At 63.9% G+C, this 11525-nt stretch carries 12 protein-coding genes; 10 read left to right on the top strand and 2 right to left on the bottom strand.

Annotated features, from left to right (window positions below):
• The 8 genes from VLR48_RS17350 to VLR48_RS17315 form a co-directional block, all read left to right on the top strand.
• Positions 1-1025, top strand: a 1025-nt coding sequence (locus tag VLR48_RS17350) for a transketolase-like TK C-terminal-containing protein (protein WP_325292995.1), incomplete at its 5' end; no start/stop codon positions are given.
• A 205-nt stretch (positions 1026-1230) separates the two neighbouring features.
• Positions 1231-2232: a type I glyceraldehyde-3-phosphate dehydrogenase gene (gene gap / locus VLR48_RS17345; RefSeq protein ID WP_325292994.1), complete on the top strand. Its 1002-nt coding sequence runs from the start codon at positions 1231-1233 to the stop codon at positions 2230-2232.
• Positions 2233-2316: 84 nt separating this feature from the next.
• On the top strand, positions 2317-2523 hold the full coding sequence (locus VLR48_RS17340) for a type II toxin-antitoxin system HicB family antitoxin (RefSeq protein WP_093187922.1): 207 nt from the start codon (positions 2317-2319) through the stop codon (positions 2521-2523).
• A 259-nt stretch (positions 2524-2782) separates the two neighbouring features.
• Positions 2783-3964, top strand: a complete 1182-nt coding sequence (locus VLR48_RS17335) for a phosphoglycerate kinase (RefSeq protein ID WP_325292993.1) — start codon at positions 2783-2785, stop codon at positions 3962-3964.
• 97 nt (positions 3965-4061) lie between these two features.
• Positions 4062-5504: a pyruvate kinase gene (gene pyk, locus VLR48_RS17330; protein WP_325292992.1), complete on the top strand. Its 1443-nt coding sequence runs from the start codon at positions 4062-4064 to the stop codon at positions 5502-5504.
• 64 nt (positions 5505-5568) lie between these two features.
• Positions 5569-6633, top strand: coding sequence for a class II fructose-bisphosphate aldolase (gene fba / locus VLR48_RS17325; RefSeq protein ID WP_325292991.1), 1065 nt, complete (start codon positions 5569-5571; stop codon positions 6631-6633).
• A 379-nt stretch (positions 6634-7012) separates the two neighbouring features.
• Positions 7013-7408, top strand: a complete 396-nt coding sequence (locus VLR48_RS17320) for a CPCC family cysteine-rich protein (protein ID WP_325292990.1) — start codon at positions 7013-7015, stop codon at positions 7406-7408.
• Positions 7409-7451: 43 nt separating this feature from the next.
• Positions 7452-8066 carry a GDSL-type esterase/lipase family protein gene (locus VLR48_RS17315; protein ID WP_325292989.1) on the top strand — a complete coding sequence of 205 codons (615 nt, stop codon included), beginning with the start codon at positions 7452-7454 and terminating at the stop codon, positions 8064-8066.
• 224 nt (positions 8067-8290) lie between these two features.
• Here VLR48_RS17315 and pdxH read toward each other — a convergent pair whose 3' ends face one another.
• Positions 8291-8929: a pyridoxamine 5'-phosphate oxidase gene (gene pdxH, locus VLR48_RS17310; RefSeq protein ID WP_325292988.1), complete on the bottom strand. Its 639-nt coding sequence runs from the start codon at positions 8927-8929 to the stop codon at positions 8291-8293.
• 201 nt (positions 8930-9130) lie between these two features.
• Between pdxH and aceA the strand changes: the two genes are divergently transcribed.
• Complete coding sequence (gene aceA / locus VLR48_RS17305; RefSeq protein WP_325292987.1) at positions 9131-10435, top strand: isocitrate lyase; 1305 nt, start codon at positions 9131-9133, stop codon at positions 10433-10435.
• A 247-nt stretch (positions 10436-10682) separates the two neighbouring features.
• Entirely contained in the window at positions 10683-11126 is a 444-nt protein-coding gene (locus VLR48_RS17300) for a hypothetical protein (RefSeq protein ID WP_325292986.1), read from the top strand.
• A gap of 110 nt (positions 11127-11236) precedes the next feature.
• Here VLR48_RS17300 and VLR48_RS17295 read toward each other — a convergent pair.
• A partial coding sequence (locus VLR48_RS17295; RefSeq protein WP_325292985.1) for an OmpA family protein occupies positions 11237-11525 on the bottom strand: 289 nt, incomplete at its 5' end.

The raw sequence follows: 11525 nt of genomic DNA, 5'->3' as shown, positions 1-11525 counted from the left end.
CTTCCGAGTTCCGGCGCCGCATGGCCGGCGAGCTGCCCGCCGACTGGGCGGAGCAATCCGCCGCCTACATCACCTCCGTGGTGGAGAAGGGCGAGACCATCGCCTCGCGCAAGGCCTCCCAGAACGCCCTCAACGGCTTCGGCCCCCTGCTGCCGGAGCTCCTCGGCGGCTCCGCCGACCTGGCCGGGTCCAACCTGACCATTTGGAAGGGGTGCAAAGGGGTCGGCAAGTCGGATGCCTCGGGCACCTACCTCTACTACGGCGTGCGCGAGTTCGGCATGTCGGCCATCATGAACGGCATCGCGCTGCACGGCGGCTTCGTGCCCTACGGCGCCACCTTCCTGATGTTCTCCGAGTACGCCCGCAATGCACTGCGCATGGCCGCACTCATGAAGATCCAGTCGATCTTCGTCTACACCCACGACTCCATCGGCTTGGGCGAGGACGGCCCGACCCATCAGCCGGTCGAGCAGATCCCGACGCTGCGCATGATCCCGCACATGAGCGTCTGGCGGCCGTGCGACGCGGTCGAATCGGCGGTGTCCTGGAAGCTCGCCATCGAGCGGCGCACCGGTCCGAGCTGTCTGATCTTCTCGCGCCAGAACCTCGCGCACATGAGCCGGACCCCGGAGCAGCTCGCGGCCATCGCGCGCGGCGGCTATGTGCTGCGCGACTGTGCCGGCACCCCGGATGCGATCATCATCGCCACGGGCTCCGAGGTCGAGCTGGCCATGAAGGCCGCCGAGGCGATGTCCGACAAGGCGATCCGCGTGGTGTCGATGCCCTCGACCGACACCTTCGATGCGCAGGATGCCGCCTATCGCGAGTCGGTGCTGCCCAAGGCCGTCGCCGCGCGGGTTGCGGTCGAGGCAGCGGTCACGGACGGCTGGTGGAAGTATGTCGGTCACCAGGGCGCGATCCTGGGTGTCGACCGCTTTGGTGAATCGGCGCCTGCCGGCCCGCTCTTCAAGGAATTCGGGTTCACCGTCGAGAACCTGGTCGCCAAGGTCAGGGGCGTACTCTGATTTAACCGGCTGTCTCGCGCATGGGCCGCCGAACAATCAATGGTTCGGCGGCCGCGCTGCATCATTCGGCATCCAAGCGCCGCAGCCTAGGCGCCCACCGATCGTTTGTTTCTGGGTTCGCACCTTCGGTCACCCGACCATCCTACGCCGGTAGGCCGAGGTCCGAGCACCGAAGGTTTTTATTCGCTAAGAGGAGTCTCTCTCAATGACACTTAAAGTCGGCATCAATGGTTTCGGTCGTATCGGTCGTATGGCATTTCGCGCAATCGCGAAGGATTTCCCCGGGATCGAGGTCGTCGCCATCAACGACCTGCTCGACCCCGAATACCTGGCCTACATGCTCAAGTACGACTCGGTCCACGGTAATTTCCAAGGCGATATCGCCGTCGACGGCCACACCATGATCGTGAACGGCAAGAGCATTCGTCTCACCGCCGAGCGCGATCCGGCCAATCTGAAGTGGGGCGACGTCGGTGCGGAGCTGGTTATCGAGTGCACCGGGTTCTTCCTCGACGACGCCTCCTGCCGCAAGCACATCGAGGCCGGCGCCAAGAAGGTCGTGCAGAGCGCGCCCTCCAAGGACGCGACCCCGATGTTCGTTTACGGCGTCAACCACAAGACCTATGCCGGACAGGAGATCATCTCCGCCGCCTCCTGCACCACCAACTGCCTGGCCCCGGTCGCCAAGGTGCTGCACGACAACTGGGGCATCAAGCGCGGTCTCATGACCACGGTGCATGCCGCCACCGCGACCCAGAAGACGGTCGACGGTCCTTCCATGAAGGACTGGCGCGGCGGTCGCGGCATCCTGGAGAACATCATCCCCTCCTCCACCGGTGCCGCGAAAGCGGCCGGCAAGGTGCTGCCCGAGCTCAACGGCAAGCTGACCGGCATGGCCTTCCGGGTGCCGACCTCCGACGTCTCCGTGGTCGACCTGACCGTCGAGCTGACCAAAGAGGCGACCTATGCCGACATCTGCGCGGCCATGAAGAAGGCGTCAGAGTCCGGCGATCTGGCCGGCGTGCTGGGTTACACGGATGAGAAGGTGGTCTCCACCGATTTCCGCGGCTGCGCCACGCCCTCGGTCTTCGACTCCGAGGCAGGTATCGCGCTGGATCCGACCTTCGTGAAGGTCGTCTCCTGGTACGACAACGAGTACGGCTACACCTGCAACATGCTGCGTATGGTGGAGCACGTTTCAAAGTAAGCTTCGTCGACACAAGCGGCTCGTTCCCACGCGAGGCGTGGGAACGGACTTGTCGAGAAAAGCCGAGGCGCAACCGGAAAAGCCATGCACTTCCATATCGAATCGGAGCAAGAAGAGGACGGCCGCTGGATCGCCGAGATCCCCGAGATCCCAGGCGCGCTTGCTTACGGCAAAGACGCCGAGGAGGCCATGGCGAAGGTCGAGGTGCTCGCGCTTCGCGTGCTCGCGGAGCAGATCGAAGTCGGCGAAACCCGCCCCATGGCTATCCGCATCGACCTCGCTGCGGCATGAGCCAGTGGCCTTCGGTCAAGGGCAGAAGACTCCTTTCCGCCTTGCAGAACATCGGCTCGGGTTGTCTACCCTCGCAATAGGAGCGGCCACGGAGCTCAGATGGTTTTTCCGTCCACGACAGTTACGCGATCACTTTACATTTGTTCAGCCTATTACATGTCTCGAATTGCGCCTGGACAGCCATCGATATCGATGTAATCAACTCTTCTATTGCTGATTTAATATTTAGAAAGCTATCCACTCAACGAGGAATCTCACCATGTCCTTCATCAAGCTCACCGATCTGGATCTCGCCGGGAAGCGGGTGCTGATCCGCTCCGATCTCAATGTCCCCGTGAAGGGCGGCAAGGTCACCTCGGATGCGCGTATCACCGCCTCCATGCCGACCTTCGAGCATTGCATGAAGGCAGGTGCCAAGGTGATGGTGATGTCGCATCTGGGTCGCCCCGAGGAAGGTGTCTTCTCCGAGGCCGATTCGCTCAAGCCCGTCGCCGATACACTTGGCGCCAAGCTGGGCCGCGAGGTCCGGGTCGTGCGTGATTATCTCGAGCAGGCCCCCGAGCTCGCCGACGGTGAGCTGGTCCTGCTTGAAAACGTTCGCTTCAACAAGGGCGAAGGCAAGGACAACGCAGACCTCGCCAAGCAGTACGCCGCACTCTGCGACGTCTTCGTCATGGACGCCTTCGGCACCGCCCATCGCGCCCAGGCCTCCACGCACGGCGTCGGCCAACAGGCGCCGGTTGCCTGTGCGGGACTGCTGCTCGCCGAAGAGCTCGACGCGCTCCAGAAGGCGCTCGCCGCTCCGGCGCGCCCGATGGTCGCCATCGTCGGCGGATCCAAGGTCTCGACCAAGTTGACCGTCCTGGAGGCCCTGTCCGAGAAGGTCGATCAGCTCGTGGTCGGCGGCGGTATCGCCAACACCTTTCTCGCCGCGGCCGGTTTTCCGGTCGGCAAGTCGCTCTGCGAGCATGACCTGATCCCCGTCGCCAAGGCGCTGATGGAGAAGATGACGGCGCGCGGCGCGAGCATCCCGATCGCGGTCGACGTGGTCTGCGGCAAAAAGTTCGACGAGAACGAGCCGGCCGTCACCAAGGACGTCGCCGATGTCACCGAAGACGACATGATCTTCGACATCGGGCCCAAGTCCGCCCAGGAGCTGGCCGAGGTCATCGCCAAGGCAGGGACCATCGTCTGGAACGGCCCGGTCGGCGTGTTCGAGTTCGATCAATTCGGCGGCGGGACCAAAACGGTCTCGATGGCCATCGCGGATGCACCGGGCTTCAGCCTGGCCGGCGGCGGCGACACCATCGCGGCGATCCAGAAGTACGACATCTACGAGAAGGTCTCCTATATCTCCACCGCCGGAGGCGCCTTCCTGGAATACCTGGAAGGCAAGACGCTGCCGGCAGTAGCCATGCTCGAGGCCCGGGCGAAGGACTGATCAGCGCAGCTCGCCTCCAGCCACCTGCCTCCGGCCTCCAGCGATGTGCTCGGAAGCCGGGGCTTGGAGGCCGGAGGCAAGCAGCCGGAGGCTACACATGCCAAGACGCACGAAGATCGTCGCTACACTCGGCCCCGCGACCGACCCCGTATCGGTGATGGACGAGATCATCGCCGCCGGGGTGGATGTCGTTCGCCTCAACCTGTCCCATGACACCCACGACCGGCATCGCGAGCGTGCCGATCGGATCCGCGAGCGTGCGGCCGCAGCCGGGCGCGAGATCGCGCTTCTCGTGGATCTGCAGGGACCCAAGATCCGCATCGGCAAGTTCGCGGACGGCCCGATCCTGCTCGGGCGGGGCGATGCCTTCGCCATCGACGCCGACTGCCCTCTGGATTCCGGTGATCGCCACCGGGTCGGGACCACCTATCCAGAGCTGGTCGACGACGTCGGCCACGGCGACACGCTCCTGCTCGACGACGGCGCGATCGAGCTGTGGGTGGAAGCGGTGAACGGGGGGCGGATCGACTGCAAGGTGGTCGTCGGCGGCGCCCTCTCCAACAACAAGGGCATCAACAAGAAGGGCGGCGGCCTGTCGGCTCCGGCCTTGACCGAGAAAGACCAGGAAGACATCCGGTTCGCGGCCGAGATCGATGCCGACTATCTGGCCGTCTCCTTCGTGCGCAACGGCGACGACGTCCGGCTCGCCCGCGAGCTCTTCTACGAGGCCGGCGGTCACGGCGGCATCGTCGCCAAGATCGAGCGGGCCGAGTCGCTCCGGGCGATCGACGACATTATCAATGCCGCGGATGTCATCATGGTCGCGCGCGGCGATCTGGGCGTGGAGATCGGCGACGCGGAGCTTCCGGCCGCCCAGAAGAATCTGATCAACCGCGCCCGCGAGCTCAACAGCGTCGTCATCACCGCCACCCAGATGATGCAGTCCATGATCGAAAACCCGATCCCGACACGGGCGGAGGTCTTCGACGTGGCCAATGCGGTGCTTGACGGTACGGACGCGGTCATGCTTTCGGCAGAGAGCTCGATCGGGAAGAACCCGGCCAAGGTAGTGGAGGCGCTGGACCGCATCTGTCTCGAAGCCGAAAAGCATGTCACCCGCTCGGGACACCGCATCGATTCGGTCTTCGGTCGCGTCGACGAAGCCATCGCCATGGCCGCCATGTACACGGCAAATCACTTGGGCGTGAAGGCGATCGCCGCCTTGACCGAGACCGGCTCGACCGTGAAATGGATGTCGCGTATCCGCTCGGGGATCCCGATCTACGCGATTACACGATCCGCGCCAACCCGAAGAAAAGTCAGGGTTTTCCGCGGCGTCTATCCGGTAAGCTTCGACGTGTCCAGCACGGACATCCACGAGGTGAATCGCGAGGTCGTCGAGGAGCTGATGCGACGCGGAACGGTCCGCGACGGCGACCTGGTGATCATCACCAAGGGCGATCGCTCGGGTGTCGAAGGCCAAACGAATATTCTGAAAATCATGCGGGTCGGCGAGCACAAGCTCCTGACGAAAGACTGAGCCAGCGATCCTTGCTGCTCGCCCGCCCGTTTTTAGCTGTCAGTCCGATACGAGGAGAATACACATGGCCCTGATTTCGCTGCGTCAATTGCTCGACCATGCCGCCGAGCACCAGTACGGCGTCCCCGCCTACAACGTCAACAACCTCGAGCAAATGCGCGCCATCATGGAGGCCGCCGACGAGACGGACTCCCCCGTGATCGTGCAGGCGTCCGCCGGTGCGCGTAAGTATGCCGGCGCCCCCTTCCTGCGCCACCTGATCCTGGCCGCCATCGAGGAGTGGCCGCACATCCCGGTGTGCATGCACCAGGATCACGGTACCTCGGCCGCCGTCTGCCAGCGCTCCATCCAGCTCGGCTTCTCGTCCGTCATGATGGACGGCTCGCTCGGCGAGGACGGCAAGACCCCGACCTCCTATGAGTACAACGTCGACGTCACCCGTCGCGTCGTCGAGATGGCCCATGCCTGCGGCGTCTCGGTCGAAGGCGAGCTGGGTTGCCTGGGCTCGCTCGAGACCGGACAGGCCGGCGAAGAAGACGGCATCGGCGCGGAAGGTATCCTGGATCACAGCCAGTTGCTGACCGATCCGGAAGAGGCCGCCGACTTCGTGAAGAAGACCGGTGTAGACGCACTCGCCATCGCCATCGGCACCTCGCACGGCGCCTACAAGTTCACCCGTCCGCCCACCGGCGACATCCTCGCCATCGAGCGCGTACGCGAGATCCACAAGCGCATCCCCAACACCCATCTGGTCATGCATGGCTCCTCGTCCGTCCCGCAGGATTGGTTGGCCATCATCAACCAGTACGGCGGCGACATGGGCGAGACCTACGGCGTGCCGGTCGAGGAGATCGTCGAGGGCATCAAGAACGGCGTGCGCAAGGTCAACATCGACACCGACCTGCGCATGTCCTCCACCGGCGCCATCCGCAAGTTCCTGGCCGAGAACCCCAAGGAGTTCGATCCGCGCAAATACTTCATCGCCGCCACCAAGGCCATGAAGGGCATCTGCAAGGACCGCTACGAAGCCTTCGGCACCGCCGGCAATGCCAGCAAGATCACGCCGATGTCCCTCGAGGCCATGACCGATCGGTATGCCAAGGGCGAGCTCGAGCCTAAGGTCAACTAAACCGCGTCTCGGTGTGATATGCGCTGTTTTCGCTTGGGGCTTGGTCTCCGGGCATCCGTAAGCGTCGGAGCGGACGCGGTTTAGGATGGTTTTGGGATGATGCAGGACAAGCGTCCTGGACCACTGCCATACGGAGCTCCATTGGTCGGTGGAATATTACCGGCTGATTGAGAACAGCGCGTGTCACTTCGGACAGGGCTTAGGCGCCGATCCGAGGGTGTGGAAGAAAACGAAGGGGCGCCCGGTGCGCCCCTTTTTTATTAGGCGTCGCGCCGTCGCGAGGCGAGTGTTTTGGTGGCTGACAGCCGGAGGCCGGAGGCTGAACGCTGAAGGCCGACGCCCAACCGCCCGCGCCACCCCGACTCACACGGAGACCGCATTGACCGAAGACACCAAATTCCCCTGCCCCTGCTGCGGCTACCGTGTCCATGATCGCGAACCCGGCTTTCACCAGGTCTGCCCGATCTGCGGTTGGGAGGACGATCTGACTCAATTGCGCTTCGCCCGGATGCCGGGCAGCAGCAACACCGTGAGCCTGGAAGAGGCCCAACGGAATTACCGCGACTACGGCGCATCGGAGCGTCGCAGCATCGGCAACACCCGCGTTCCGGTCGAGGGCGAAACACTCGACGAAGGCTGGCGACCGATCGATCCCTCACGCGACAACATCGAGCAACCCATGCGCGGAACCCCGTACGCCGACTCCTATCCCTGGCCGGACACCACCGTGCTCTATTACTGGCGCATGAGCTATTGGCGTCGGGTGGTTGGCTAATGCAACGCCCACGGATCCCGTGCCCTACCCCGATGCGGGACTCATGCCTGAGATGACCCAACGCATTTTGATCCTGTTGTTGGCGCCACCGCTCCTCGTCGGCTGCAGCCGCGCGCCCGAGCTGCCGCTGTTGCCGAGCGATGCGGTCATCCTGGCCTTCGGCGACAGCCTCACGCGCGGCACCGGGGCAGGCGACGGCGAGGGTTTCGCGGAGGTCCTGGCGGTGCTGAGCGGCCGTGAGGTGGTGAACGCCGGCGTGTCGGGGGAGGAAAGCGACGCCGGTCTAGCACGGCTACCCGGGGTGCTCGACGCCGTGCAACCGAGTCTGGCGATCCTCGGTCACGGCGGCAACGACACGCTGCGCAGGCGCGACCTCGAGCAGACCAAGGCTACTCTCCGGCAGATGGTGGTGCTCGCGCGCAACCGGGGCGCATCGGTCGTGCTGCTCGGCATCCCCAAGCCGGGGTTGTTCCTCGGCACCCATCCGCTCTATCGGGAGCTAGCGGACGAGCTCGAGGTCCCGCTCGAGGACAAGGTGCTGGCCGATGTCCTCGCCGATCGGGAGCTGAAGGCCGACCAAATCCATCCGAACGCGGTCGGTTATCGGCAGGTCGCCCGGGCGGTTCACCGGCTCTTGACGGACGCCGGAGCGCTTTAAGTCGGAGCGACGCAGCCCGCTCTGACCTCCCATCTAAACCCCGCCCAGCGCGGTATTCAATGTTTTTGGATGGGATCGACTGCGGCAGATTTGACGACTGTTAGAGTTGGTGCGGTTTAAGATATTAAAAAGTATAAATTTTTAAACCGCGCCCCCCGCTAAGGGCCGTGGATGCACCAAACGTCGAACTCACTCTGAAGTTAGCATCTCGCTCTGGACGCGGTTTAAGGCGCGAGCCGCTCGATCCTCCAGGACCCGTCGCCTTCGCGGCTGTAGAGAAAGCGGTCGTGCAGCCGACTCTCCCGCCCTTGCCAGAACTCGATGCGGCTCGGAACGATGCGATAGCCGCCCCAGAAGTCCGGCAACGGGATCTCGCCGTGCGCGAACCGCTGCCTCATCTCCGCGACCTTGGCCTCGAGCAACGACCGCGAGGTGATCACCTGACTCTGCGGCGACGACCAGGCGCCGATCTGGCTGCCGCGCGGCCGGGTGGCGAAATAACGCAGCGATTCGGCGGTCGGGATGCGCTCGGCACGTCCCGTGATCTGGACCTGGCGCGCCAACGCTACCCAGGGGAAGAGTGCGGCGACCTGCGGATTGCGGTCGATCTGTCGGGCCTTGCGGCTTTCGAAGTTGGTGAAGAAAACGAACCCCTCGCGGTCGAAGAGCTTGAGCAACACGGTGCGGACGTAGGGCTGTCCGCCCTCCTCCACCGTGCAAAGGCTCATGGCGTTGGGTTCCGGCAGCGCCGTCTCGATCGCGGCGGTGTACCACTGCTCGAACAAGCGGATCGGATCCGGATCGAGACTGCTCCGCGAGAGGCCCTGCTCCATCGCTTCAAACCTGAATGCGTCAGCGTTCATTGAAAATTATCAAAAACAATAAAGAAAATTAGGATAATTGCCTCGCCAAATGGTCGAAGCCCCGGTAGTTTCCCGTTTTAAGACCGAGTAGGACGGTCAAACATCTGCGCTCCTGAAGGGCACACCACTGAAACCCCGACAGGACGACCCTGCACTGCAAGGTCGAGCGGATCGTCTAACAGACTCAATGGGAGCACCACCATGACCCGCCAAGAACAGATCCAAGCCCTGAAGCAAGACTGGGCCGAAAACCCCCGCTGGACCGACGTGATCCGCGGCTACTCAGCCGAAGATGTCGTGCGTCTGCGCGGCTCGGTTCAGCCCGAGCAGACCTACGCCAAGCGCGGCGCCGAAAAGCTGTGGAAGCTGGTTCACGGCGAGGCGAAGAAGGGCTACGTCAACTGCATGGGTGCCCTCACGGGTGGTCAGGCGATGCAGCAGGCCAAGGCCGGGATCGAGGCGATCTATCTGTCGGGCTGGCAGGTCGCCGCGGACGGCAACACCTCCGAGACCATGTATCCGGATCAGTCACTCTACGCCTACGACTCCGTCCCCACCATGGTGCGGCGCATCAACAACGCCTTCAAGCGCGCCGACGAGATCCAGTGGTCGAAGGGCATCGAGCCGGGTGACGCGGGCTATATCGATTACTTCCTGCCGATCGTGGCCGATGCCGAGGCCGGCTTCGGCGGCGTTCTCAACGCCTTCGAGCTGATGAAGAACATGATCGCCGCGGGTGCCTCCGGCGTGCATTTCGAGGATCAGCTCGCCGCGGTCAAGAAGTGCGGCCACATGGGCGGCAAGGTGCTGGTGCCGACCCGCGAGGCTGTGCAGAAGCTGGTCGCCGCACGGCTCGCCGCCGACGTCATGGGTGTCCCGACGCTGCTCTTGGCCCGCACCGATGCCGAAGCAGCAACCCTGCTGACCTCCGATGTCGACGACAACGACCGTCCGTTCGTCACCGGCGCACGTACCGATGACGGCTTTTATACGGTCCGCAATGGTCTGGAGCAGGCGATCAGCCGCGGTCTGGCCTATGCGCCTTACGCCGATCTGGTGTGGTGCGAGACCGGCACCCCGGATCTGGGCTTCGCCCGCGAGTTCGCGCAAGCGGTCCTCGCGCAGAACCCCAACAAGCTCCTGGCTTACAACTGCTCGCCGTCCTTCAACTGGAAGAAGAACCTCGACGATGTCACCATCGCCAAGTTCCAGGACGAGCTTGCCGACATGGGCTACAAGTACCAGTTCATCACGCTGGCCGGCATCCACAGCATGTGGTTCAACATGTACGACCTCGCATACGACTACGCCCGCGGGGAAGGCATGCGCCACTATGTCGAGAAGGTGCAGGCGCCCGAGTTCGCGGCGCGCGAGAAGGGCTACACCTTCGTGTCGCACCAGCAGGAGGTCGGCGCCGGCTATTTCGACGACGTCACGACCACCATCCAGGGCGGCGCATCCTCGGTGACGGCCCTGACCGGCTCGACCGAAGAGGCTCAGTTCTGACAAACCTCTGATCGCGCTTCGCGCCGACGCGAAGCGCGACGCTCCATCGGTCCGGTCTCCGGCCGGAAGCGACCCGGAAACCGGCGGTGCATCAGCACCTCCGGTTTTTTTGGTTGTGTCGGCCATCGCTCCTTCTCGGATGACTGTCGCCCTAGAGTGCCCCCGTGATAGAGTGAGCGGCAGGAAGCCATGACACTTTTCGTGTGCCATCCTGCGAAGCTAGGGTCCATACTTCAACCTCTGCCGAATGATTCGCACAAAGGCGCAAAGATCGCCGATCGGACTGGTCGCGCTCGTTCCGGCACTTGCAGTGGCCCTGTACCTTGCCTATCAGCTTTCAATCGGCATCCCCGCACGCGCCCGAAACGAGCAGGAAGCGGCCGCGCAGCTGCTGCAGTATGTCGCCTCCACCATCCTGCAGGACCCATCGCGCAGCGATGCCACGACCGATGCACGCATCCATGCCGCCTCGAGCGGACATCCGCACCACCGTGCCTTCGGCCGACTCGACGCCCTGCACCGCATGGTTCACGCGCACGCCCGGCAGCTGCTCAAGCTCGATCGCCTCGACCGCGAGGCCCTGACCGACCCCATCACGACACTGCTGCAGGACCGCGACGCGCTGGTCGCGGGCATCCGATCGCTCCAGGCCGAAGTCATGGAGCACGCACCGCGCGAGGCGGCCGCTTAGGCGATTTTCGGGACAAGGATCGACCTGCGCGTCGTTGCGAATTCATTCGCATCGGCAGCCCCTTCAGGTCTTGCAGGCAAGCGCGCTCGGCAGAGCCCCCGTTAAGCGCATCAAGGCTCGATCAGATAGACCTCGACACGACGATTGCGCTGCCGCGCTTGAGCCGCGGCGCCGTCGTCGACGGGGCGGGTCTCCCCCATCCCGACGATCTCGATGCGCGCGGCATCGACACCCATCGCAGCCAAGGCATCCTTGACCGAGCTGGCGCGTTCCTGTGAAAGCGCGAGATTCTTGCTTGCGCTGCCGGAGCGATCCGTGTGGCCCTCGATACGCGCCGTCAGGCGTTCATGCCTCCCGAGGACCTCGGCAATCGCCTGCAACCCTTCGGAGCGCGCCGCG

The sequence above is a fragment of the Thiocapsa sp. genome, assembly GCF_035467215.1.
Classification (GTDB): domain Bacteria; phylum Pseudomonadota; class Gammaproteobacteria; order Chromatiales; family Chromatiaceae; genus Thiocapsa.
This window is presented reverse-complemented; position numbering and strand designations above follow the sequence as displayed.